This window comes from Achromobacter xylosoxidans, assembly GCF_002192695.1.
GTDB classification, from domain to species: domain Bacteria; phylum Pseudomonadota; class Gammaproteobacteria; order Burkholderiales; family Burkholderiaceae_B; genus Achromobacter; species Achromobacter xylosoxidans_C.
The window spans coordinates 36,183-58,218 of record NZ_MTLG01000120.1; the positions used below are offsets into that span (position 1 = coordinate 36,183).

22 protein-coding genes are annotated in these 22,036 nt (G+C 66.7%); 8 read left to right on the forward strand and 14 right to left on the reverse strand.

All coding sequences use genetic code 11. The features are described 5' to 3' along the window. The first annotated feature begins 45 nt into the window (after nucleotides 1-45). Together BRO63_RS30085 and BRO63_RS30090 are read left to right on the forward strand one after the other, a co-directional pair. The gene (locus BRO63_RS30085; RefSeq protein ID WP_088143244.1) at nucleotides 46-582 is read left to right on the forward strand and encodes a YqaA family protein; all 537 of its coding nucleotides are present in this window, start codon (nucleotides 46-48) and stop codon (nucleotides 580-582) included. A gap of 133 nt (nucleotides 583-715) precedes the next feature. Beyond that, entirely contained in the window at nucleotides 716-4,675 is a 3,960-nt protein-coding gene (locus tag BRO63_RS30090) for a DUF3683 domain-containing protein (RefSeq protein ID WP_088143245.1), read from the forward strand. A gap of 84 nt (nucleotides 4,676-4,759) precedes the next feature. On the opposite strand, the gene BRO63_RS30095 is transcribed toward BRO63_RS30090, so the two are convergent. Both BRO63_RS30095 and BRO63_RS30100 read right to left on the reverse strand, forming a co-directional pair. Further along, nucleotides 4,760-5,728 carry a Bug family tripartite tricarboxylate transporter substrate binding protein gene (locus tag BRO63_RS30095; protein WP_088143246.1) on the reverse strand — a complete coding sequence of 323 codons (969 nt, stop codon included), beginning with the start codon at nucleotides 5,726-5,728 and terminating at the stop codon, nucleotides 4,760-4,762. A gap of 129 nt (nucleotides 5,729-5,857) precedes the next feature. Next, complete coding sequence (locus BRO63_RS30100) at nucleotides 5,858-6,577, reverse strand: YggS family pyridoxal phosphate-dependent enzyme (protein WP_088143247.1); 720 nt, start codon at nucleotides 6,575-6,577, stop codon at nucleotides 5,858-5,860. A 199-nt stretch (nucleotides 6,578-6,776) separates the two neighbouring features. Here BRO63_RS30100 and BRO63_RS30105 point away from each other — a divergent pair, with 199 nt between their 5' ends. Then, nucleotides 6,777-8,018: an aminotransferase-like domain-containing protein gene (locus BRO63_RS30105; protein WP_088143248.1), complete on the forward strand. Its 1,242-nt coding sequence runs from the start codon at nucleotides 6,777-6,779 to the stop codon at nucleotides 8,016-8,018. Between the two features lie 193 nt (nucleotides 8,019-8,211). Further along, nucleotides 8,212-9,228 (forward strand): amino acid ABC transporter substrate-binding protein, encoded by a 1,017-nt coding sequence (locus BRO63_RS30110; RefSeq protein ID WP_013396703.1) that lies wholly within the window; start codon nucleotides 8,212-8,214, stop codon nucleotides 9,226-9,228. A 57-nt stretch (nucleotides 9,229-9,285) separates the two neighbouring features. Here the strand turns inward: BRO63_RS30110 and BRO63_RS30115 are convergent, their stop codons facing one another. The 3 genes from BRO63_RS30115 to dprA form a co-directional block, all read right to left on the reverse strand. Further along, on the reverse strand, nucleotides 9,286-9,759 hold the full coding sequence (locus tag BRO63_RS30115; RefSeq protein WP_088143297.1) for a hypothetical protein: 474 nt from the start codon (nucleotides 9,757-9,759) through the stop codon (nucleotides 9,286-9,288). Between the two features lie 8 nt (nucleotides 9,760-9,767). Next, nucleotides 9,768-10,676 carry a hydroxymethylglutaryl-CoA lyase gene (locus BRO63_RS30120; protein WP_088143249.1) on the reverse strand — a complete coding sequence of 303 codons (909 nt, stop codon included), beginning with the start codon at nucleotides 10,674-10,676 and terminating at the stop codon, nucleotides 9,768-9,770. 112 nt (nucleotides 10,677-10,788) lie between these two features. Then, a complete protein-coding gene (gene dprA / locus BRO63_RS30125; protein ID WP_088143250.1) occupies nucleotides 10,789-11,901 on the reverse strand; it encodes a DNA-processing protein DprA in 1,113 nt (370 codons plus the stop codon). A 217-nt stretch (nucleotides 11,902-12,118) separates the two neighbouring features. Here dprA and def point away from each other — a divergent pair, with 217 nt between their 5' ends. After that, the gene (def, locus tag BRO63_RS30130; RefSeq protein WP_088143251.1) at nucleotides 12,119-12,631 is read left to right on the forward strand and encodes a peptide deformylase; all 513 of its coding nucleotides are present in this window, start codon (nucleotides 12,119-12,121) and stop codon (nucleotides 12,629-12,631) included. A gap of 27 nt (nucleotides 12,632-12,658) precedes the next feature. Further along, a complete protein-coding gene (fmt, locus tag BRO63_RS30135) occupies nucleotides 12,659-13,600 on the forward strand; it encodes a methionyl-tRNA formyltransferase (RefSeq protein ID WP_088143252.1) in 942 nt (313 codons plus the stop codon). A 34-nt stretch (nucleotides 13,601-13,634) separates the two neighbouring features. Here the strand turns inward: fmt and BRO63_RS30140 are convergent, their stop codons facing one another. From BRO63_RS30140 to BRO63_RS30155, 4 genes are read right to left on the reverse strand one after another with little or no spacing between them, the layout of a single operon-like run. Beyond that, entirely contained in the window at nucleotides 13,635-14,261 is a 627-nt protein-coding gene (locus tag BRO63_RS30140) for a pyridoxamine 5'-phosphate oxidase family protein (RefSeq protein WP_088143253.1), read from the reverse strand. A gap of 17 nt (nucleotides 14,262-14,278) precedes the next feature. After that, nucleotides 14,279-14,905 carry an HAD hydrolase-like protein gene (locus BRO63_RS30145; RefSeq protein ID WP_088143254.1) on the reverse strand — a complete coding sequence of 209 codons (627 nt, stop codon included), beginning with the start codon at nucleotides 14,903-14,905 and terminating at the stop codon, nucleotides 14,279-14,281. A 51-nt stretch (nucleotides 14,906-14,956) separates the two neighbouring features. Next, nucleotides 14,957-15,523, reverse strand: coding sequence for a hypothetical protein (locus BRO63_RS30150; protein ID WP_088143255.1), 567 nt, complete (start codon nucleotides 15,521-15,523; stop codon nucleotides 14,957-14,959). Nucleotides 15,524-15,560: 37 nt separating this feature from the next. After that, a complete protein-coding gene (locus BRO63_RS30155; RefSeq protein ID WP_042796132.1) occupies nucleotides 15,561-16,148 on the reverse strand; it encodes an LOG family protein in 588 nt (195 codons plus the stop codon). Nucleotides 16,149-16,368: 220 nt separating this feature from the next. Between BRO63_RS30155 and BRO63_RS30160 the strand changes: the two genes are divergently transcribed. Beyond that, nucleotides 16,369-16,929 carry a ferritin-like domain-containing protein gene (locus BRO63_RS30160; RefSeq protein ID WP_088143256.1) on the forward strand — a complete coding sequence of 187 codons (561 nt, stop codon included), beginning with the start codon at nucleotides 16,369-16,371 and terminating at the stop codon, nucleotides 16,927-16,929. Here the strand turns inward: BRO63_RS30160 and BRO63_RS30165 are convergent. Further along, on the reverse strand, nucleotides 16,926-17,321 hold the full coding sequence (locus BRO63_RS30165; protein WP_088143257.1) for a winged helix-turn-helix transcriptional regulator: 396 nt from the start codon (nucleotides 17,319-17,321) through the stop codon (nucleotides 16,926-16,928). The two genes, BRO63_RS30160 and BRO63_RS30165, sit on opposite strands and share 4 nt — an antisense overlap. Before the next feature lie 81 nt (nucleotides 17,322-17,402). On the opposite strand from BRO63_RS30165, the gene BRO63_RS30170 reads away from it, so the two are divergent. Next, complete coding sequence (locus BRO63_RS30170; protein ID WP_042796135.1) at nucleotides 17,403-17,720, forward strand: DMT family transporter; 318 nt, start codon at nucleotides 17,403-17,405, stop codon at nucleotides 17,718-17,720. Nucleotides 17,721-17,757: 37 nt separating this feature from the next. On the opposite strand, the gene rimO is transcribed toward BRO63_RS30170, so the two are convergent. The 4 genes from rimO to BRO63_RS30190 all read right to left on the reverse strand — a co-directional run bounded on the left by rimO (nucleotide 17,758) and on the right by BRO63_RS30190 (nucleotide 21,851). Then, complete coding sequence (rimO, locus tag BRO63_RS30175) at nucleotides 17,758-19,095, reverse strand: 30S ribosomal protein S12 methylthiotransferase RimO (protein ID WP_088143298.1); 1,338 nt, start codon at nucleotides 19,093-19,095, stop codon at nucleotides 17,758-17,760. 179 nt (nucleotides 19,096-19,274) lie between these two features. Continuing rightward, a complete protein-coding gene (locus BRO63_RS30180) occupies nucleotides 19,275-19,532 on the reverse strand; it encodes a helix-turn-helix domain-containing protein (RefSeq protein WP_088143258.1) in 258 nt (85 codons plus the stop codon). Nucleotides 19,533-20,055: 523 nt separating this feature from the next. Further along, complete coding sequence (locus BRO63_RS30185) at nucleotides 20,056-21,078, reverse strand: HEAT repeat domain-containing protein (RefSeq protein WP_088143259.1); 1,023 nt, start codon at nucleotides 21,076-21,078, stop codon at nucleotides 20,056-20,058. An 80-nt stretch (nucleotides 21,079-21,158) separates the two neighbouring features. Beyond that, complete coding sequence (locus BRO63_RS30190) at nucleotides 21,159-21,851, reverse strand: HEAT repeat domain-containing protein (protein WP_088143260.1); 693 nt, start codon at nucleotides 21,849-21,851, stop codon at nucleotides 21,159-21,161. Between the last annotated feature and the right edge of the window lie 185 nt (nucleotides 21,852-22,036).

The following is a 22,036-nucleotide window of genomic DNA, read 5'->3' on the forward strand; positions in this document are numbered from 1 at the left end:
AGTGGGGCAGATTATGCACCCGCGCGCGGCTACACTCGCCCCACTATGGAAGAAAGTCTGTTATCCGCTGTGCATTGGATGCTGGGGGTGCTGTCGCTGCCCTCGGTCGGCCTGTCCGCCATCTTCACGGTTTCGCTGGTGTCCGCGACCCTGCTGCCCTTGGGTTCGGAGCCCGCCGTGTTCGGCTACATCAAGCTGGCGCCGGACATGTTCTGGCCGGCCATCCTGGTGGCGACCGTGGGCAATACCGTGGGCGGCGCCATCAGCTACGCCATGGGCCTGGGGGCCGAACGCGCGGTGCAGCGCTGGAAGGAACACCATCCCCATCCGCATCCCGACGCCACCGAAGGCGGACGCATGCGCGGGCGCTGGAACGAGCGGGCCCACGACTGGATCCACCGCATGGGGCCGCCGGCCCTGCTGCTGTCCTGGCTGCCCGCCGTGGGCGATCCGCTGTGCGCGGTGGCGGGGTGGCTGCGGCTGTCGTTCTGGCCTTGCGTCGTCTACATGGCCATCGGCAAATTCCTGCGCTATCTGGTCATGACGGCCAGCCTGCTGTGGTTTTTCCCCGGGCAGATCTAGCGCCGCGTTTGCAATTAATTGGGGGCACATTACCCCCGCCATTTCCGGGTTTCGAGCGCGTCCCTAGGGGTATTAGGGGTCAGACTCAGCCTATGGCATAAAATAGTTTTTTAAGGGCCCCCTTCTTGCAGCCATGAACGCCCCACTCGCTAGCCACATCTTGAACGGGGCGATGCCGCCCGCAGCACCCGCGCGCTTGCGCGAAATCCCGTACAACTACACGTCGTTTTCCGACCGCGAGATTGTCGGCAGGTTGCTGGGCGACGACGCCTGGAGCCTGCTGAGCGACCTGCGCGGCGAGCGCCGCACCGGCCGGTCCGCGCGCATGCTGTACGAGGTGCTGGGCGACATCTGGGTGGTGCGCCGCAATCCCTATCTGCAGGACGACCTGCTCGACAACCCCAAGCGCCGCAAGCAGCTCATCGAAGCCCTGCATCACCGCCTGGGCGAAATCGACCGCCGCCGCGAACCGGACGTGCCCGCCGAGGCCGGCCACGATCCGCACCGCGATGAGAAGGTGGTCGGCCTGCTGGCCCGCGCGCGTTCCGCCATCGCCGCGTTCGAGGGCGAGTTCGACCAGACCGCCATGATGCGCAAGCAGGCGCAGAAGGTGCTGGGCCGCATCACCGCGCGCGACAACATCAAGTTCGACGGCCTGTCGCGCGTCTCGCACGTGACCGACGCCACTGACTGGCGCGTGGAATACCCCTTTGTGGTGCTGACGCCGGACTCGGAAGACGAGATCGCGGCGCTGGTCACCGCCTGTATCGAGCTGGGGCTGACCATCATCCCGCGAGGCGGCGGCACTGGCTACACCGGCGGCGCCATTCCGCTGACCTGGAAGTCGGCGGTGATCAACACCGAGAAATTCGACAAGCTCGGCAAGGTCGAGTCCTGTCTGCTGCCCGGGCTGACCGAGCCCGTGGCGGTCATCCATGCCGGCGCCGGCGTGGTGACCAAGCGCGTCTCCGAGGCCGCCGAGGCCGCGGGCTTCGTGTTCGCCGTCGACCCGACCTCGGCCGAGGCTTCCTGTGTGGGCGGCAATATCGCCATGAACGCGGGCGGCAAGAAGGCCGTGCTGTGGGGCACCGCGCTGGACAACCTGGCCTGGTGGCGCATGGTCGACCCGAACGGCAACTGGCTGGAAGTCAGCCGCCTGGACCACAACATGGGCAAGATCCATGACGTGGACGTGGCGCGCTTCGAACTCAAGTGGTTCGACGGCCGCGGCAAGCCGGGCGAGCGCCTGCTGAAGACCGAAACCCTGGAAATCCAGGGCCGCGTGTTCCGCAAGGAAGGCCTGGGCAAGGACGTCACCGACAAATTCCTGGCCGGCCTGCCAGGCATCCAGAAGGAAGGCTGCGACGGCCTGATCACGTCGGCGCGCTGGGTGCTGCACCGCATGCCGCGCCATACGCGCACCGTCTGTATGGAGTTCTTCGGCCAGGCGCGCGACGCGATTCCGTCGATCGTCGAGGTCAAGGGCTACCTGGATGGCGAAGGCCGCGCCCGCGGCGCCATCCTGGCCGGTCTTGAACACCTGGACGAACGCTATCTGCGCGCGGTGGGCTACGCCACCAAGAGCAAGCGCGGCGTGCTGCCCAAGATGGTCCTGATCGGCGACATCGTCGGCGACGACGAAGACGCCGTGGCCGCGGCGTCCAGCGAAGTGGTGCGCCTGGCCAACACGCGCCATGGCGAAGGCTTCGTGGCCGTCAGCCCCGAGGCGCGCAAGAAGTTCTGGCTGGACCGTTCGCGCACCGCTGCCATCGCGCGCCACACCAACGCCTTCAAGATCAACGAAGACGTGGTGATCCCGCTGCCCCGCATGGGCGAGTACACGGATCACATCGAACGCATCAACATCGAACTCTCGACCAGCAACAAGCTCAAGCTGCTGGGCGAGCTGGACGCCTATCTGTGCACGCCGCTGCCGGTCGGCAAGATCGATGACACGGATGTCGAGACGACCCGCGCCGAAATGCTGGCCGAGCGCACGCGCCAGGCGCTGGAGCTGGTGGCCGCCGTCAGGCAGCGCTGGCAGTGGCTCCTGGACAACCTCGACCTGCCGTTGCTGCAGGCGCTGCCCGAGCTGCATGGCCTGGGCCTGGGCGAATTGCAGCCGGCCTTGTCGGACCGCCTTGCTGCGCAGCCGGGCGCGTGCGTTTTCGACGTGGTGCAGGATCGCACCATCCGCCTGTCCTGGAAGACCGAAGTGCTGGCCGGCCTGCAGCGCACGTTCTCGGGCGCGGCCTACAAGAAGATCGTCGACGAGATGATCGCCATCCACGGCCGCGTGCTCAAGAGCCGCGTGTTCGTGGCGCTGCACATGCACGCCGGCGACGGCAACGTGCACACCAATATTCCGGTCAACTCGGACGACTACGGGATGCTGCAGGAGGCCCACCAGGCCGTCGAGCGCATCATGCAGATCGCCCGCGACCTGGACGGCGTGATCTCGGGCGAGCACGGCATCGGCCTGACCAAGTACGAATTCCTGACCGAAGCCGAACTGGCCCCGTTCCAGGACTACAAGCGCCGCGTCGATCCCAACGGCCACTTCAACGCCGGCAAGCTGATGCCGGGCGCTGACCTGCGCCACGCCTGGACGCCCAGCTTCAACCTGATGGGCCACGAGTCGCTCATCATGCAGCAAAGCGACATCGGCGCCATCTCCGAATCCATCAAGGACTGCCTGCGCTGCGGCAAGTGCAAGCCGGTGTGCGCCACCCACGTGCCGCGCGCCAACCTGCTGTATTCGCCGCGCAACAAGATCCTGGCGACCTCGCTGCTGGTGGAAGCCTTCCTGTACGAAGAGCAGACCCGGCGCGGCGTCAGCCTCAAGCACTGGGAAGAATTCGAGGACGTGGCCGACCATTGCACGGTCTGCCACAAGTGCTACAACCCCTGTCCGGTCGATATCGACTTCGGCGACGTGTCCATGAACATGCGCGCCGTGCTGCGCCGCATGGGCCGCAAGTCGTTCAATCCGGGCACGGCCAGCGCCATGTTCTTCCTGAACGCCAAGGATCCGGCCACCATCAACGCCACTCGCAAGGCGATGGTGGGCGTGGGCTACAAGGTCCAGCGCGCCGCGCACGACCTGCTGTCGGGCCTGGTGAAGAAGCAGACCGCCGCGCCTCCGGCCACGGTGGGCAAGCCGCCGCTGCGCGAGCAGGTGGTCCACTTCGTGAACAAGAAGATGCCCGGCGGCCTGCCCAAGCAGGCGGCGCGCAAGCTGCTGGACATCGAGGACGCGAACTACGTGCCCATCATCCGTGATCCCAAGGCCACCACGGCCGACACGGAGGCGGTGTTCTACTTCCCGGGTTGCGGCTCGGAGCGCCTGTTCTCGCAGGTCGGCCTGGCCACGCAGGCCATGCTGTGGCACGCGGGCGTGCAGACCGTGCTGCCGCCGGGCTACCTGTGCTGCGGCTATCCCCAGCGCGGCAACGGCATGACGGACAAGGCCGAGCAGATCATCACCGACAACCGGGTGCTGTTCCACCGCGTCGCCAACACGCTGAACTACCTGGACATCAAGACGGTGGTGGTCAGCTGCGGCACCTGCTACGACCAGCTGGCGGGCTACGAGTTCGACAAGATCTTCCCCGGCTGCCGCCTGATCGACATCCACGAGTACCTGCTGGAAAAGGGCATCAAGCTGGAAGGGGCCAAGGGCGTGCGCTACATGTACCACGATCCCTGCCATACGCCCATGAAGCTGCAGGAGCCCATGAAGACCGTGCGCGCCCTGGTCGGCGACGACGCCATCAAGAGCGATCGTTGCTGCGGCGAATCGGGCACGCTGGCCGTCAGCCGTCCCGACATCTCCACGCAGGTGCGCTTCCGCAAGCAGGAAGAGCTGCTCAAGGGCGATGCCGCCTTGCGCAGCGACGGCTTCACCGGCGACGTGAAGGTGCTGACCTCCTGCCCGTCGTGCCTGCAGGGCCTGTCGCGCTATGAAGGCGACACCGGCATGGACGCGGACTACATCGTGGTCGAGATGGCGCGCCACATCCTGGGAGAAGGCTGGATGGAAGAGTACGTGCGCCGCGCCAACGCGGGCGGCATCGAGCGGGTGCTGGTCTAGGCCGGCGGTCCACGCAAGAGACGCGCAATAAAAAACCGCGGCCAGCGATGGCCGCGGTTTTTTGTTGGGGCAAGGCTGGAAGGATTATTCCAGCTTGATGCCGGCCTTCTTGATCACGTCCGCCCAGGCGGCGCGTTCCTGTTCGGCGTAGGCCTTGAATTCCTGCGACGACAGCGGCATCGGGATGACGCCCATGTCCAGGATCTTCTGCGACACGGCGGGCGACTTCAGCGTGGCTTCCAGGTCGGCGGCCAGCTTCTTGACGACGGGCTCCGGCAGGCCGGCCGGGCCGACCAGGCCTTGCCAGGCATAGGCGGTGAAGTTGGGCACGCCTTGCTCGGCCATGGTGGGCACGTCCGGCAGCGCGGCGACGCGTTCCGGGGTGGCCGCGGCCAGCACGCGCAGCTTGCCGGCCTTGACGTTGGGCAGGCCCGAGGCCAGATCGATGAACATCAGGTCCACCTGTCCGCCCAGCAGGTCCTGGACGGCGGGAGCCGCGCCCTTGTAGGGCACGTGCAGCACGTTGGCGTTGGTGCGCTGCTTGAACAGTTCCAGCGCCAGATGATGCGGCGAGCCCGCGCCAGCGGAGGCCGCCGACAACTTGCCCGGCTCTTTCTTGGCGGCCTGGAGCACGTCGTCCACCGTCTTGAACGGCGAGTTGACGTTCACGGCCAGCAGCAGCGGGAACTTGGCGATGCCGCCGATGTAGGTGAACTTGGACGGATCGTAGGACAGCTTGGCGTACAGCGACGGGTTGAAGGCCAGCGTGCCCGAGTCGGCCGTGCCGACCATGTAACCGTTGGCCTCGGCCTGAGCGATGGCGGTGGCGCCGATGATGGTGGCGGCGCCGGGGCGGTTCTCGACCACGATGGTCTGGCCCAGCGGCTTTTCCAGGCCGCTTGCCACCGTGCGTGCCACGACATCGGTGCCGCCGCCGGCCGGGTAGGGCACGATCCAGCGGATCGGCTGGGCGGGCCAGGATTGGGCGGCGGCGGTGCCGGCGGCCAGGGACAGGGCGGCTAGCGCCAACAGGCGCTTCGCGTGCTTGTGCATGGGGTGTCTCCAAGTGCGGAATTGAGTATGGGCCGCCGCCGCAGGGCGTGCGGGGGGCCTGTTATGCGCCGTTATTATGCCTTGCGTCCCCGGCAATCGGCAGATGTTTTGTGCCCTGTTTTCAGCGGCTTATTGCGGATCGGGGTAGCTGCGGGCGCCGAAGATCGCCGAGCCGATACGCACTTCGGTGGAGCCTTCCTCGATCGCCAGCTCGAAGTCTCCGCTCATGCCCATGGACAGCCGGTCCAGCGATACGCCCGGCAGGTTTTCGTGGCGCAGGCGGTCGCGCAGCTCGCGCAGGGCGCGGAAGCAGGCGCGCACTTCGGCGGGGTCCGGTGAATTCACGGCCAGCGTCATCAGGCCTTGCACGCGCAGCGTCGGGAAGTCGGCGGCGATGCGGCGCAGGAAGGCGGGCACGTCGGCGGGGGCCATCCCGTACTTGCTCGGTTCGGACGAAGTCTTGACCTGCACCAGCACGTCCAGGGTCCGGCCTTCGTTGGCCAGGCGGCGATGCAGGGCTTCGGCCAGCTCCACCCGGTCCAGCGACTGGACTTCGGCGGCGTCGCGCGCCGCGTCGCGGGCTTTGTTGGTCTGCAGATGGCCGATCAGCACCCATTGCAGGCCCAGGCCGTCCAGCGCCGCGGCTTTCTGGCGGATTTCCTGCGTCTTGTTTTCGCCGTAGCGAGTCAGCCCCAGCGCCATGGCCTCGCGGATGGCGTCCACGCCGAAGGTCTTGCTGACGGGCAGCAGCGTCACGCTGTCCGGGCTGCGGCCGGCGCGCGCGCAGGCGTCGGCGATGCGTTGCTGGATCCGGGCAAGGCGCCCGGCCATGGTGTCTACGGCGGTCATTCAGCTCTCTGGTAGGAACGGGATGTCCCATAGTGTAGGACTGCGCCCGATCGTTTCGCCACAACGCCCGCGCGCGTCGTTGACCCTGTCTGATCGGCAGGCTTAGAATTTGAAGATATTTGTTTATATTTCAATGTTCTATGCCATCCGGCGCCGCCCCAGCGGGCGACACGGTTCTCCACCTTTCCAGTCTCCCGCCATGTCCACCGCAGCGCCTGAATACGCTTTCGCCACGCCTTTCCTGAATCCCCCCGCTTCCCCCATCCGATCGCTCATGCCGTATGCCTTGCGGCCGGGCACCATTTCGCTGGCGGGCGGCTATCCCGCTCAGGAACTGTTCGACGTGGAAGGCCTGTCGATCGCGTCGACCCAGGTCCTGGCCCGCCTGGGCGCCTGCCTGCAATATTCCAACATCGACGGCCAGGCCAGCCTGCGCCACGAGCTGGCGCGCCTGTCGGCCGAACGTGGACTTATCTGCAACGCCGATACCGAGCTGGTCGTGACCGGCGGCTCGCAGCAGGCGTTGGCGCTGCTGACCCGCGTCATGCTGCAGCCCGGCGACCACGCCATCATCGAATCGCCCGCGTTCCCGAATTCCGTGCAGGCGTTGCGTTACACCGGCGCAACGGTGCATACGGTGCAGTCGGGCCCCGAAGGCATCGACGTGGACGCGCTGGACGAACTGGCGGGCCGCATCAAGCCCAAGATGGTCTGCGTGGTGGCTTCGTTCTCCAACCCCTGCGGTGCGACCCTGACGCGCGAGCGCCGCCTGCGGCTGCTGGAACTGGCGGTGAAGCACCGCTTCCTGATCGTCGAGGATGATCCCTACAGCGAGCTGCGCTTCGCTGGCGAGGCGGTGCCGCCCATCGCCGCGCTGGCCGAGGGCGAGGCCCGCCACTGGGCCGTGTACCTGGCCAGCATGTCCAAGACCATGGCGCCCGCGCTGCGCATCGGCTGGCTGGTGGCGCCGCCGGAAGTCCGCCGCCGCTGCGTCAGCGCCAAGGCGGCCGACGACATGGCTTCGTCCGCCTGGATCCAGGAAGTCGTGGCCCAGTACCTGGCCAACGGCCGCTACGGCGAGCACGTGCCGCGCATCCGCGCAGCCTACGGCCTGCGCTGCGACGCCATGGCGGAAGCGCTGGCCCGCGAACTCAACGGCCGCGTCACCTTCAGCAAGCCCGAGGGCGGCATGTTCTTCTGGGCCCGCCTGACGGGCGAGATCGATGCCACGCGCCTGTTGCCCTACGCCATCGAGCACGAGGTCGTCTACGTGCCGGGCAAGGCCTTCTACGCGGACGCGGCGCAGGCCGACCTGCACGCCATGCGCATGTCCTTCGCCACCATGAATGAAAGCCAGATCGCCCAGGGCATGGTGCGGCTGGGCCGCGCTCTGGACGCCTGCGAGGCCAACGAACCCGTGTCGATTTCGCTGGCCGCCTGATGCCGGCTTGACGGCGCGCATGCGCCGCCGCCCGGCGTGTTGCTATGCTCTGCTGCCTGTCCGTCCCGGCGCTCGCGCACCGGGACGCGCATACCTAAATAAGCGCTCGTTATTTGGTTCGGGCGCTTCATGTCTATAAGCTTCTTGCCTCGGCGCGTCCCCGCGCCCGCAAAGCAGAACAGGAAACGAGGTCATGAACATTGCAAAAGGGTTGATCGGCGCGGCGTTGCTGGCGGCAGCGGCGCAGGGCGCGCAAGCGGCCACGCTGGACGTGGTGCGCCAGCGCGGCGCGGTGGCTTGCGGCACGACCACGGGTTTCGCGGGTTTCTCCGCGCCCGACGCGCAAGGCAAGTGGCAGGGGCTCGACGTGGACCTGTGCCGCGCCATCGCCGCCGCGGTCTTCGGCGACGCCAACAAGATCAAGGTGGTGCCGCTGAATTCGCAGCAGCGCTTCACCGCCCTGCAATCCGGCGAGGTGGACGTGCTGACGCGCAATACCACCGTGACGCAGCAGCGCGACACCGCGCTGGGCATCATCCACGCCGGCATCAACTTCTACGACGGCCAGGGCTTCCTGGTGCCGAAGTCCCTGGGCGTGAAGAGCGCCAAGGAGATCAACGGCGCCACCATCTGCCTGCAGACCGGTACCTCCAACGAGAACACGCTGGCCGACTGGGCGCGCGCCAACAACGTGAGCTACAAGCCGGTCGTGATCGAGACCTTCAACGAGGTGGTCAACGCCTTCGCCGCGGGCCGTTGCGATGTCTTCAGCACCGACGCCTCGGGGCTGGCCTCGATCCGCATCTCCAAGCTGCAGAACCCCGACGACTACGTGGTGCTGCCGGAAATCATCTCCAAGGAACCCTTGGGTCCGTTCGTGCGCCAGGGCGACGACGCCTGGTTGAACATCGTCCGCTGGTCGCTGTCGGCCATGATCGAGGCCGAGGAGTACGGCGTGTCGTCCGCCAACGTGGACGAACAGGCCAAGAGCGCCAACCCCAATATCAAGCGCATCCTGGGCGTCACGCCCGGCGGCGGCGCCAACCTGGGGCTGGACGAGAAATGGGCCTACAACATCGTCAAGCAGGTGGGCAACTACGGCGAGAGCTTCGAGCGCAACGTCGGCCAGGGCAGCCCCCTGAAGATCAAGCGCGGCCTGAATGCGCAATGGACGCAGGGCGGCTTGATGTACGCGTTGCCGATACGGTGATGGCGGCGGGTTTCGCGCGTCGGGCAATGGATTGCCCGCGCGCGCAGCCCGATGGCGTTATCCGCGCCGGTACAACTCCGCGATTTTCACGAACGCGGCGCGCAATTCCCGCGTGCCGCCCTGGAAGATCATCGGCCGGCCGCGGTGCGTGAACACCACCAGCCGCTTGGAGAACAGCATGGGCACGAAGCGCGCATAGCGCACGTCTTCCCAGGCGACTTCGCGGCGCGTGAACCAGGTCTGGCGCAGGCCGCGTTCGTCGATGGTGGTGATGGACGTCTGCATGTGCCAGGACACGAACAGCAGCCCCAGGAAACATAGCGCCACCACGGCGGCCAGCAAGGTGTCGAAGGGTTGCGAGGGGGCGCGGATCGCGGTGGTGACCACCTGCACGCCCAGCACCGCCAGGATGACCCAGGTCAGGATGCGGACCCAGTCCGGCCAGGCCTGGCCCGACAAGGGCAGGGGGCCGATGGCCCGCAGCAGCGCCGCGTGTTCCTCGGCCGAGGGCGTGCTGGCGGAAGCGTTCATGCGGTCCGTCATGCCGCCCGTTTGGCGGCGATGGCGTTGCCGGCGCGGCTGGAACCCTTGCGGTTCAGGTGGGCCGACATCCATTGGCCGATGTCGACCACGGCGTCGAAGTCCACGCCGGTGTCGATGTCCAGTCCGCGCAGCATGTACAGCACGTCTTCGGTGGCGACGTTGCCGGTGGCGCCTTTGGCATAGGGGCAGCCGCCCAGGCCGGCCACCGAGGTATGGAAAATCGAGATGCCGGTTTCCAGCGCCGCCAGGATGTTGGCCAGCGCCTGCCCGTAGGTGTCATGGAAATGGCCCGAGATGCGCGCCGGGTCGGCCACGCGCGTCACTGCGGTCATCACTTCGCGCACGCGCTTGGGCGTGCCCACGCCGATGGTGTCGGCCACGTCGATCTCGTCGACCTGCATCGCCAGGTAGCGTTGCGCCACGTCCACCACCGCTTCCACCGGCACTTCGCCCTGGTAGGGACAGCCCAGCGCGCAGCTGATGCTGCCGCGCACGCGGATGCCGGCGGCGCGCGCCGCCTGCACCACGGGTTCGAAGCGCGCGATTGATTCGGCGATGGAACAGTTGATGTTCTTCTGCGAGAAGGCTTCGCTGGCGGCGCCGAAGATCACGATCTCGTCGGCGCCTGCGGCCAATGCCCCTTCGAAGCCCTTCATGTTGGGCGTCAGTACGGAATAGATCGTGCCCGGGCGGCGCTCGATGCGGGCCATGACTTCGGCGCCGTCGGCCATTTGCGGCACCCATTTGGGCGATACGAACGAGGCGGCTTCCACATTGGGGAAACCGGCAGCGGATAAGCGATTGACCAGTTCCACCTTGATGTCGGTGGGCACGAATTCCTTTTCGTTCTGCAGGCCATCGCGGGGCGACACCTCGACGATCTTCACGCGGGAGGGCAAAGCCATGTCTATTCCTGTCTCGGGATGGGGTAGGCGGCGCGGCGGGGCGGCGCTATCTGCTCAATATTAGCGCCATAGCGCCGACCCTGTTTTGCAGGGAGGTCCAAGGGGACCAACCCTATTTCATGCGCTGGTAACGGCCGTCGTCCAGCCGGACGATGCGGCCTTGCAGCTCCAATTGGACCAACTGCGTCTGCAGGTCGGCGGTGTCCATCCCGCTGCGGCCCTGGATCGCGTCCAGGTGCAGCGGATCGTAGCCCAGCGCGTCGAGCACGGGGTGGCCGGGCAAGGTTTCCTCGGCGGCGGGCTGGGCGCGCGCCGCGGGCGTCGGATCGCCGCCAAGTTCATCGGTGATGTCGCGGGCGGTCTCCACCAGCTTGGCGCCCTGGCGGATCAGTGCATGGCAGCCGCGTGAAAGCGGCGAATGGATGGATCCGGGAATGGCGAAGACCTCGCGCCCGCCCTCGGCCGCCAGCCTGGCCGTGATCAGCGATCCGCTCTGGCGGGCGGCTTCCACCACCAGCACGCCGCGCGCCAGTCCCGCCACGATGCGGTTGCGCTTGGGAAAATGCTGCGGCAGCGCGCCCGTGCCCAGCGGCAGTTCCGAGACCAGCGCGCCGTGCGCCGCGATGCGGTGCGCCAGGTCGCGATGCTTGGCGGGGTAGATGCGGTCTATGCCGGTGCCCATGACCGCCACCGTGCCGGCGCCCTCGGGGCCGGCGTCCAGCGCGCCTTCGTGGGCCGCGCCGTCGATGCCCAGCGCCAGTCCGCTGACCACGCGCCAGCCGTGCGCAGCCAAGTGCCGGGCAAAGGCGCGGGCGTTTTCCTGGCCGCCGGGGGTGGCGTTGCGCGCGCCCACCACCGCCAGCGAGGGGCCCTGCAGGAAGGCCGGGTCGCCGGCCACGTAGAGCAGGATGGGCGGGTCGGCGATGGTGAGCAGGCTTTGCGGATAAGTGGGATCGGCCAGCGTCAGGATGTGCCGGCCGGGGGCGGCCACCCATTCCAGCGCGCTGTCGACCTGCGCCGCCATTTCCGCCGGCATGGGGGCGGCCAGTTGCCGCGCCAGCGCCTCGGGCAGATGGCGCGACAAGGCCGTGGCGCGTTGGGCGTAGATCTGTTCCGGCAGGCCGAGCGCGCCCAGTAGCTGGCAGGCGGTGGCGGAGCCTATGTTCGGCTCCAGGGACAGGCGCAGCCAGGCGGCCAGTTCGGAAGGGGATTGGGTAAGCGGCATCGTGCGGGCGCGTAAGGGCGTCGGTGGTGCGAGAGTGTCGCATGGCGGGCGCCGGGCAGCGGGCCGGGGGGCGGATTGATTTGCGGCGCGGCGCGGCCAGGAAACGCCGCGGACATGGCAATCCGGCCAATCCCGGGATTAGCCGAAAACTATTAGAAATCAAGAGTCTAATGAATTAAACTCTTATGTAAACCTGACTACTGGCATTTCCCCCGCAATGGCTTTACTTCCTATTCTTCGCTACCCGGACCCGCGCCTGCACAAAAAGGCCAAGCCGGTCGCCGAGGTCAACGACCGCATCCGCCAACTGGTGCGCGACATGGCCGAAACCATGTACGACGCGCCGGGCGTGGGCTTGGCCGCGACCCAGGTCGACGTGCATGAGCGCGTCGTCGTGATCGACGTGTCCGAGGAAAGCAACCAGTTGCTGGTGCTGATCAATCCCGAGATCACCTGGCACAGCGACGACTACAAGATCTACGAAGAGGGTTGCCTGTCCGTGCCCGGCGTTTATGACGACGTCGAGCGCGCTTCGCGCATCCGCTGCAAGGCGCTGGACATCGACGGCAAGCCCTTCGAGTTCGAGGCCGACGGCCTGCTGGCCGTGTGCGTGCAGCACGAACTCGACCATCTGGAAGGCAAGGTGTTCGTGGAATACCTGTCCAACCTGAAGCAGAACCGCATCAAGACCAGGCTCAAGAAGGCCGAGCGCGAAGCGTTGCGCGCCTGATTTTTTCCATTTCCCGGTCTTCTCCCCATGCGCATAGTCTTTGCCGGCACGCCGGAATTCGCCCGTATCGCCTTTGACGCCCTGCGCGCCGCCGGCCACGAGATCCCGCTGGTCATGACCCAACCCGACCGCCCGGCAGGGCGCGGGTTGAAGCTGACGCCCAGCCCCGTCAAGCAGGCGGCGCTGGAAGCCGGCATCGAGGTCGCCCAGCCGCGCAGCCTGCGCTTGGACGGCCGCTATCCCGAAGAGGCCAGCGAGGCCCGAGCCCTGCTCGAGCGCGTGGCGCCCGATGTGATGGTGGTGGCGGCCTACGGCCTGATCCTGCCGCAGTGGGTGCTGGACCTGCCGCGCCTGGGCTGCCTGAATATCCATGCCAGCCTGCTGCCGCGCTGGCGCGGCGCCGCGCCCATCCAGCGCGCCATCGAAGCCGGCGACGCGCAGACCGGCGTGACCATCATGCAGATGGATCAAGGCCTGGATACCGGCGACATGCTGCTCGAACGCATCGTGCCCATCGGCGGTGACACCACGGCGGCCGAGCTGCACGATGCGCTGGCGCTGGCCGGCGGCGAGGCTATTGTTGAAGCACTGGCTGCCCTGGCTCAGGATGGCTTGACGCCGCGCAAGCAGCCCGAGGCGGGCGTGACCTATGCCGCCAAGCTCGACAAGGCCGAGGGCGCGCTCGACTGCACCCAGCCCGCGGAACTGCTGGCGCGCCGCGTGCGCGCCTTCAACCCCGTGCCGGGCGCCAGCATCCGCCTGCCCGGCCTGGCAGATCCGGTGAAGGTCTGGCGCGCGCAGGCGCTGGATGAGGCCGCCACGGCCGCGCCCGGCAGCGTGCTGCGCGCCGATGCCGCGGGCATCGACATCGCCACCGGCAGCGGCGTGCTGCGTCTGTTGGAACTGCAGAAAGCGGGCGGCAAGCGCCAGCCCGTGGATGTGTTCGTGCGCGGCTGGCAGCCGGCCTGAACCCGCCGGGGCCAGGCGGCCCCGGGATCTTTCTTCAATACAAGGTGCTGGCCACGCGGCCAGGCAATTCGCGGTCGTAGGTGACGCCGTCGAAGGTGCCCGCCGTCAGGTCCGACAGGATGCGGCCCACGCTGGGCAGCGCGGTGCGCGGCACCTGTGTCGCCGGATCCCACAGCTTGGAGCGCAGCAAGGCGCGCGAACACTGGAAGTACACGGTGTGCACGTCCACGACCAGCACCGAGCGCGGCAGCTTGCCGTCCATCTCGAAGCGCGCCAGCAGCGCAGGGTCCACGCTGATGCGTGCCGCGCCGTTGACCCGCAGGGTCTCGCCCACCCCTGGCACCAGGAACAGCAGCGCGACCCGAGGATCGGCGAGGATGTTGCGCAGGCTGTCGATGCGGTTGTTGCCGCGGCGGTCCGGCAGCAGCAGCGTCTTGTCGTCCTCCACCACCACGAAACCGGCGGGATCGCCGCGCGGTGAAGCGTCCAGGCCATCGGGGCCCGCGGTGGCCAGCACCGCGAAAGGCGCCGCCTCGATGAAGGCGCGGTAGTGCGGATGCACGTGATCCACTTCCTTCTTGATGGAGGCTTCGCCGGACGCGCCATACAGCGCCTGCAAGGCGTCTGCGTCGGAGACCAGATGGGCGGGATCGATGTGCATGGCTTCGGGGTCCAGGTTCAGGCCAGCGCGGCTGGCAAGTCGGCAACGGTCAGGAACAGCTCGTCGGGGCCGCGTTCGCGCAGCGCCTCTACATGGTTATAGCCCCAGGCGACGGAACCGACGCGCACGCCGGCCTTGCGGGCGGCGTCGATGTCGCGCATTTCATCGCCCACCAGCAGGAAGCGCTCGGGGGCGGTGCCGTGCTGCTTGAGCAGGCGGTCGATCTTGGCGGATTTGCCGAACAGGTCGGTGCCGCATTCGTAATCGTCGAACAGGGCGGCGCTTTCCGCGCCCAGCACGCGCTGCACGTTTTCGATGGAGTTCGAGCTGACCACCGCCAGGCGCAGCCCGCCCGCCTTCAGGCGCGCCAGCGCGTCGGGGATGCCGTCGAACAGGTGCACGCTGGGATCGATCTCCTGCATCAGCGTGCGCACGTGGGCCATGATGGCGGGCAGCTTCCACAGCGGAATGCCGAGGAACTTGAGGATATCGGCGGCGTCGCGGTGCCGCAGCTGGTCGCGTTCGGAAGCGTCGATCTTGCGGAAGCCGTATTTGTCGGCCACCGTGTTCAGGATGGAATTGAACCATGGCATGGTGTCCGCCAAGGTTCCATCGAAATCAAAAGCGGCGATGTCGTATTTCAAGTCGCGGATCTCTAGAGCCTGTTGATACTGGAAGGTGCCTTGCGCGGGCCCTTAGATGCCGTTCGGGTGCAGCAGATAGTGCACGACGGGAGCCAGGCCTTCGAGCGGCGGCGCGCCGGCCACGACGCGGGCGGCGTTGGTCCAGGGGTAGTCCAGCGCCAGCAGCCAGCCGAAAACCACTTCGGCGTCGTGCGCGGGCAGCGTCACCATGGTTTCGATGGTGATGACGAGATTGCTGGCGCGATAGGGCTCGGGCTGGAACTCCCAGTCATAGCGGCCACAGCCCACGCGGACGTTGCCCGTGGCCTTTTCCGTCATGCCCACGATCCAGTCGCACTGGTAGGCGGGCAGGCGCGCGCCGGCCTCGGGCCGCGCCAGATAGAACGTGTAGACGTTTTCGTAGGTCTGGCCGAATTTGCGCACCAGCGTGTCGGCAATGGCGGCCAGGCCGTGCGACTCGGGCGGAAAGGCGATGGCCTGCGTGCGCAAGGCCATCTTCAGCACCGCGTCCGGCGCGAACGCGCGCGCCATGTAGTGCGGGCGGTTCTCGTCCTTGGCATGAAAGTAGTCGCGCAGGACGGATTCGGTGCTGGCGGGAGTCAACGCATGGGTGGGCATTGCGGGGCTTCCGTTGTGGTCTGGTGGATGGGTGGCGTCAGGCCTTGATCTGTTCGAACCACTTGGAGACATTGGGCGGTTCGTACATGGCGTAGCGGTCCAGCAGCAGGGCAGGGTCCTCTTCCACCACCAGCATGTCGCGATGCTGGGGGCGGATGAATTCTTCCTCGACCGCATGGTCCACGAACTGGACCAGCGCGTCGTAGTAGCCGGCAATGTTCAGCAGGCCGCAGGGCTTCTGGTGCATGTTCAATTGCGCCCAGGTCCAAACCTCGAAGAACTCTTCCAGCGTGCCCGCGCCGCCCGGCAGCGCGATGAAGCCGTCGGCTTTTTCCATCATCATGGCCTTGCGCTCGTGCATGTTCTGCACCAGGTGCAATTCGGTCAGGCCGCGGTGCGCCTGCTCCTTCTTCATCAGCAGCTCCGGGATTACGCCGATCACGCGGCCGCCGCCGGCCAGTACTTCATTGGCCACCACGCCCATGATGCCCACGACCGAACCACCGTACACCAGTCCCAGATCGCGCCGCACCAGTTCGCGGGCCAACACGCGGGCCTGCTCGATGTAATCCGGCCGGGCGCCCGGGTTCGAGCCGCAATACACGCAAATGTTCTTCAGAGTCATAGATCTTCGGGTAATGCCCATCCCGTTACAGATTGCGTCACGGGCTTTCGGGAAGCCCATAGTTTACGCAAGGTTCGAAAAGCGTTTTTGCCGGGCAATTTTGGGGGCGCGGGCAATGTTTGGACACAGCATGTTCCGCCACGATCAGTAGACTGGATTGTACGGAGAGACTGGAAGCCCAGTGTCGCAGTGCTTTCACTTAACCAAGAGGAGCCACGATATGGAACAAGCAACCCGTACCCAAACCCAGGCAAGCCGCCCGTTCGACATGGACGTGAAGGCCATACGCGCCAAGGCGCGCAAGGACATCGAGTCCGGCGCCGTGACCGACACCTATCGCGCCGACCGCCAGACCGTGCTGAAGCTGCTGAACGAGGCGCTGGCCACCGAGATCGTCTGTGTGCTGCGCTACAAGCGCCATTACTTCATGGCGCGAGGACTGAACGCCGAGCCCGTGGCCGCCGAATTCGCCGAACACGCCACGCAGGAACAGGATCATGCCGACCGGCTGTCGGAGCGCATCGTGCAACTCGGCGGCGCACCCGACCTGTCGCCCAAGGGGCTCCTGGAGCGCAGCCATTCCGAGTACGTCGAAGGCACCTCGCTGGAAGACATGATCAAGGAGAACCTGATCGCCGAGCGCATCGCCATCGACAGCTATCGCCAGATGATCGAGTACATCGGCGAGCAGGACACCACCACGCGCCGCCTGCTGGAAGAGATTCTCGCGGTCGAGGAAGAGCACGCCGACGATATGTCGGACTTCCTGGCCAAGCGCTAGCGGGCGCGTCGCACGGCTTGGGCGTCGTGGCGCTGCGCCGCCGCGTCCAGCGCCGCATGATGGGTCTCTGCCCAGCGGTCCAGCGCAATCAAGGCCACGTTCAGGGACTGGCCCAGTTCGCTCAGCCGGTAGCTCACGTGTGGCGGCACGGTGCCCAGGTCCTCGCGCAGCACCAGGCCGTGGCGTTCCAGTTCCCTGAGCGTCTGCGTCATGACCTTTTGCGAGATCCCCTCCAGCCGGCGCAGCAGCTCGTTGTTGCGCAGGGGGCCGTGTTCCAGGGCGGGCAGGATCAGGGGTACCCACTTGCCTGCGATCAGCTCCAGGGCGCGACGCGAGGGGCAGGTAGCGTCGAACACGTCGCCTGCGGGCGACGCTGTGGTCGTCTTTTTCATGGTTACCTAAAGGTGCGTACTTGTCTCTGGGTAACTATAGCCTCTACGCTAGCCGTTCCCTAGTCCTGGCAGGAGGCCAAGATGGCCTGGTTGATCCTGGTCGCCGCGAGCGCGGTGGAAATCGTGATGGCGCTGGCCTTGAAGTACGCGGACGGCTGGACGCGCTTCTGGCCCAGCGTGATCGGTATCGCCGCCGCGCTGGGCAGCGTGTTCCTGCTGACCTTGGCCATGAAGCAGCTGCCCGCGGGCACGGCCTATGCCATCTGGACCGGCATCGGGTCCGTGGGCATCACCGTGCTGGGGATCATGCTGTTCGGGGATTCGCCGTCCGCCGCGCGCCTGCTGTGCATCGCGATGATCGTGGGCGGGGTGGCTGGGCTCAAGCTGCTGGAAGCTTGAGCCGCGCGCGCGGCAGTCGCCGCGCGCGGGACTGGGCTCAGATCGCGTCGGCCCAGAGGTCGTATTCGTCGGAATCGGTGACGCGCACGCGCACCAGATCGCCTGCCTTCAGGGGCTTGTCCGAGCTGACGTAGACGCAGCCGTCGATCTCCGGCGCGTCGGCGCTGCTGCGGCCCACGGCGCCGTCTTCGTCCACTTCGTCGATCAGCACGTCGATCTCGCGGCCCACCTTCCTGGCCAGGCGGGCGGCGGAGATCGATTGCTGCAGCTCCATGAAGCGTTCCCAGCGCTCTTGCTTGACCTCGTCCGGCACCGGATTGTCCAGCAGGTTCGCGGGCGCGCCTTCCACCGGCGAATACTGGAAACAGCCCACGCGATCCAGCTGCGCTTCCTGCATCCAGTCCAGCAGGTACTGGAAGTCTTCCTCGGTTTCGCCGGGGAAGCCGACGATGAAGGTCGAACGTATCGTCAGGTCCGGGCAGATCTCGCGCCAGCGCTTGATGCGTGCCAGGGTCTTGTCCTCGAAGGCCGGGCGCTTCATGGCCTTCAGGATGCGCGGGCTGGCGTGCTGGAACGGAATGTCCAGGTAGGGCAGGATCTTGCCCTCGGCCATCAGCGGGATCACCTCGTCCACGTGCGGATAGGGATACACGTAGTGCAGGCGCGTCCACACGCCCATCTCGGACAAGGCCATACAGAGCTCGGTCATGCGGGTCTTCACCGGGCGACCGTTCCAGAAGCCGCTGCGGTACTTCACGTCCACGCCATAGGCGCTGGTGTCCTGCGAGATCACCAGCAATTCCTTCACGCCCGCCTTGACCAGGCGCTCGGCCTCGCTCAGCACGTCGCCTACCGGCCGGCTGACCAGGTCGCCGCGCATCGACGGGATGATGCAGAAGCTGCAGCGGTGATTACAGCCTTCCGATATCTTCAGATAGGCGTAGTGGCGCGGCGTGAGCTTGATGCCTTGCGGCGGCACCAGGTCCAGGTAGGGGTTGTGGTCCTTCTTGGGCGGCGCGGCTTGGTGCACCGCGCGCACCACCTCTTCGTATTGCTGCGGGCCGGTCACGGCCAGCACGCTGGGGTGCACGTCGCGGATCACCGATTCCTCGACGCCCATGCAGCCGGTCACGATGACCTTGCCGTTCTCGGCCAGGGCTTCGCCGATGGCCTCCAGCGATTCTGCCTTGGCGCTGTCGATGAAGCCACAGGTATTGACGACGACCACGTCCGCGTCGTTGTACTCGGGCGTGACTTCGTACCCTTCGGTGCGCAGCTGGGTCAGGATGCGTTCGGAGTCGACCAGGGCTTTGGGACAGCCCAGGGAAACGAACCCCACGCGTGGGGTTCTGCCGTCGGCGTTGGCGGCGGCGATGGTGTCGGCCAGGGTGGAGGCGGCGGACGCGTTCGCGTCAGCGTTGTTGGCCTTGCCGGGGCCTTTGCCAGGCCGGGAGGTTTCGAGGATTTCCAATATCGTTCACCAAAAAATCGCGCGGCAAGCATGTCGCGCGGCGGATGTGTTGTTCGTGTCGGGGGAGGCCGGGGCGGCAGGCCTCAAGATTCAGTATGTTCGTTGGCGCGCCACGGGGGCAGTTCTCGCAGGGTCTCGGGGTGCAGCATCGCCACCTGCAGCAGGGTCTTCGCCGCGCCCGAGGGGGTGCGCCGTCCTTGTTCCCAGTCTTGCAGCGTGCGTACGCTCACGCCCAGCAGTTCAGCGAAATCCGTTTGCGGCAGGCCCACGCGGCTGCGTGCTTCGCTGACATGCGACGCCTGCCACGATGCGCCGCGCGCCGTCGGGGCAGCGTTCTTCATGGCTCTTCAAAAGTCGGGCGCCTGTGTGGCGTCCCAGGAGGTCATGCCGTCGCACCATAAAGGGGGCGACGGCGAATTTTTAATTATACGGCATTGCCGTAGGTAATGTGCGGCAGGGACGAGACTGTGTCCGATATTTCGAAGCGGACATTGCGGCTCGCAGGCCAGGTCCTTGATATTTGGGACAGGATCGCATCGATCCTTGACCGATTTCTTTGCACCCATGCATAGTTCTTCCAACGCAACCCGCCACACGTGTTATCCACGGATAACGTACCTCGCTCAGAGGCCGTGCAAAAGGCGGGTTTTTCACGTCCATGGCCTGTGTAGCAACAATGACGCATGACGCGCAGGCCGCTTATCCCGCGCCGGCGCGAAAAGACCGCGTTCGCAAAAGGCCATTCATCACGATCTGCAATCGTTGTTGGAGCGCTTTCCCGACATTCCAGTCGAGCTGGGGTTGGGCTTCCCGCCCAATTGGCGGGAGCAGCCCGGTTGGTCGTCCTTGTCTTCCATCCCGAGACTAGCGCGATGATCCGTCGGTCATGCCGCTACGTACACCAATGACATAAGCAGCGCCGCGCGCAACTTCCGGCTGCGGATCCGCCGCCAGCCGCGCTAGCAGCGCTGTCGCCGCCGCGCCTGGAATCTCCGCAAGCGCCTGCGAGATGCGGACACGGGCCTGAACCGGCTGATTGCCGTCGGCCGCCGCAGCTTCGAACCGCGACACGATTTGCTGGGCGACCGTGGAATCCTCCGCGAGCCCGGCCAGGGCATCGGCCGCTTCGACATCGTGATCGCCGGCGACGATCTGTTCGATCAGCAGGGGAATGGCATCATGCGCGCCCCGTGCGCCGAGTGTTCGGGCGGCCCGGTACCGGATATCTGCATCGGAGTCCGCCAGTGCCGCTCGCAACAGGTCGAACGCCTCGTCGCTGCCCAGATAGGCAAGCGCCACCACCGCGCGCTCGCGCACCTTGGCATCGGGCAGGCGCAGGGCGGCCGCAAGCACGCCGATGCTGTCGCCTTCGGCTCTGGCCAGGGCCCAGCGCAGGGCGCCCGCAACGTTCTGGTCGGGCTCCTGCAGCAAAGCCTGGGCCACCCGTTCGCCCAGCGGCGCGCCGCAGGTCGCCGCATCCAGCGCTGCGCGCTGCCGCAGCGGCGGATCCGCCGAGTCCAGTTGGTTCAGCAATTGGACGATATCCAGTACCTTGGGCCAGTCGGCAGGAGCCGCCGCGCGCACCGCGCTCAACCGCGCCAGCAGCTCCTGCTCCGCGGCCAGGCGCTGCTGGCTGCGGGAGATGAGTTCGTCGATGAGGGTATCGGGCAGAGGGCCTTGCTGGTCCAGCGCCTGGCCAACCTCGGAAAGCGCCAGGCCCAGTGTGCGCAGGCTCTCCACCTGGAAAAGGCTCCAGACATCGGCTTCCGAATACTCGCGATAGCCCGCCATGGTGCGGCCTGAAGGTTTGAGGATTCCGAGCGAGTCGTAGTGCCGCAACATGCGCGCGCTGATCCCCGAACGCCTGGCCAGTTCGCTGATGCGCATGAATGCTCTCTCCAGTGTGATCTGCGCCGCAATCTGCAGATCCGCGCCTGCGGGGACGGTTGCGGCCGTTGCTCGGATAATTATCGCTGCCCGGAAGGTCGCGCGGAATCGCTGGCGCACGGCAATGACGGCGCCAAAGTCCGGGCGTCCGCGGGGTCGAGCACGAACGGGCCTTCCGGATCCGCGATCAGCCTGAGGGTGGCGCGTGCGTGGACGCGCACCGCCGGGCGCTTGTGTTCCGCGGCGGCGGCTTGGAGGAGGGCGATTGCGGCGTCTCCAAGCATCGCCAAGGCGTGGCTGAGGCTGCGCTTGAGATCCGTATCGCCGCGCCCCAGTTCGAGCATGAGCTCTCGCGCCAAGCCGTCGCGTTGCGAGACCGGCGCCAGCCCGGCCGCGGTGCGCCATGCGGTTCGAGCGACCTCCGGATCCGGGTCATGCAAGTGCGCGCGCGTGATGGCGGACCAACTGCCAGGATCGCCGATCTTCGAAAGCGTGTGCAGCGCCTGGCTGCGCGCCTGGGCGCGCGGCGAGCTCAGCTCTGCCAACAGCAAGGGCAGGGTGTGGACCTGCGAGTGCCGCGTCAGCGCCCAGGTGAGCATGTCGCGCACGAAAAAATCCAGCTCGGCGCCGCAGCGCGCCACCAGCAGCGGGACGTGGGCAGGATCGGGGAGCGTCCCGGCGCGCAGCGCGGCCGCCAGGCGGACCGATGCGTCCGGATTGCCGAGCGCCGCAGCCAATGCGGCATGGGAACTGCCGGGGTCTTGGTGGGTCATGGTATGCCTCCTTGTCCGGCAGTGGACACCTTCACACTGTGAGAGGGTCAAGCGGGCTGGCAATCGGGCGGACGGAGGTGAGGGCCTGGCGCTGGATTGTCTTGAATGCCGTCGAGCAGGACGAAGGCCGTCTGATTCTTTTGGCAGTTGTTCAGGCGCAGGCTTGTGAGCTAAATTTATTGAAA

What these genes read in the sequence shown, in the direction of transcription:
- BRO63_RS30165 (WP_088143257.1), bottom strand. Translation starts at nt 17,321, where the DNA reads ATGAAAAAGACGACCACAGCGTCGCCCGCAGGCGACGTGTTCGACGCT.
- BRO63_RS30120 (WP_088143249.1), bottom strand. Translation starts at nt 10,676, where the DNA reads ATGGCTTTGCCCTCCCGCGTGAAGATCGTCGAGGTGTCGCCCCGCGAT.
- def (WP_088143251.1), top strand. Translation starts at nt 12,119, where the DNA reads ATGGCTTTACTTCCTATTCTTCGCTACCCGGACCCGCGCCTGCACAAA.
- BRO63_RS30100 (WP_088143247.1), bottom strand. Translation starts at nt 6,577, where the DNA reads ATGACCGCCGTAGACACCATGGCCGGGCGCCTTGCCCGGATCCAGCAA.
- BRO63_RS30115 (WP_088143297.1), bottom strand. Translation starts at nt 9,759, where the DNA reads ATGAACGCTTCCGCCAGCACGCCCTCGGCCGAGGAACACGCGGCGCTG.
- BRO63_RS30170 (WP_042796135.1), top strand. Translation starts at nt 17,403, where the DNA reads ATGGCCTGGTTGATCCTGGTCGCCGCGAGCGCGGTGGAAATCGTGATG.
- BRO63_RS30105 (WP_088143248.1), top strand. Translation starts at nt 6,777, where the DNA reads ATGTCCACCGCAGCGCCTGAATACGCTTTCGCCACGCCTTTCCTGAAT.
- fmt (WP_088143252.1), top strand. Translation starts at nt 12,659, where the DNA reads ATGCGCATAGTCTTTGCCGGCACGCCGGAATTCGCCCGTATCGCCTTT.
- BRO63_RS30090 (WP_088143245.1), top strand. Translation starts at nt 716, where the DNA reads ATGAACGCCCCACTCGCTAGCCACATCTTGAACGGGGCGATGCCGCCC.
- dprA (WP_088143250.1), bottom strand. Translation starts at nt 11,901, where the DNA reads ATGCCGCTTACCCAATCCCCTTCCGAACTGGCCGCCTGGCTGCGCCTG.
- BRO63_RS30085 (WP_088143244.1), top strand. Translation starts at nt 46, where the DNA reads ATGGAAGAAAGTCTGTTATCCGCTGTGCATTGGATGCTGGGGGTGCTG.
- BRO63_RS30110 (WP_013396703.1), top strand. Translation starts at nt 8,212, where the DNA reads ATGAACATTGCAAAAGGGTTGATCGGCGCGGCGTTGCTGGCGGCAGCG.
- BRO63_RS30160 (WP_088143256.1), top strand. Translation starts at nt 16,369, where the DNA reads ATGGAACAAGCAACCCGTACCCAAACCCAGGCAAGCCGCCCGTTCGAC.
- BRO63_RS30155 (WP_042796132.1), bottom strand. Translation starts at nt 16,148, where the DNA reads ATGACTCTGAAGAACATTTGCGTGTATTGCGGCTCGAACCCGGGCGCC.
- BRO63_RS30140 (WP_088143253.1), bottom strand. Translation starts at nt 14,261, where the DNA reads ATGCACATCGATCCCGCCCATCTGGTCTCCGACGCAGACGCCTTGCAG.
- BRO63_RS30190 (WP_088143260.1), bottom strand. Translation starts at nt 21,851, where the DNA reads ATGACCCACCAAGACCCCGGCAGTTCCCATGCCGCATTGGCTGCGGCG.
- BRO63_RS30180 (WP_088143258.1), bottom strand. Translation starts at nt 19,532, where the DNA reads ATGAAGAACGCTGCCCCGACGGCGCGCGGCGCATCGTGGCAGGCGTCG.
- BRO63_RS30150 (WP_088143255.1), bottom strand. Translation starts at nt 15,523, where the DNA reads ATGCCCACCCATGCGTTGACTCCCGCCAGCACCGAATCCGTCCTGCGC.
- BRO63_RS30095 (WP_088143246.1), bottom strand. Translation starts at nt 5,728, where the DNA reads ATGCACAAGCACGCGAAGCGCCTGTTGGCGCTAGCCGCCCTGTCCCTG.
- BRO63_RS30185 (WP_088143259.1), bottom strand. Translation starts at nt 21,078, where the DNA reads ATGCGCATCAGCGAACTGGCCAGGCGTTCGGGGATCAGCGCGCGCATG.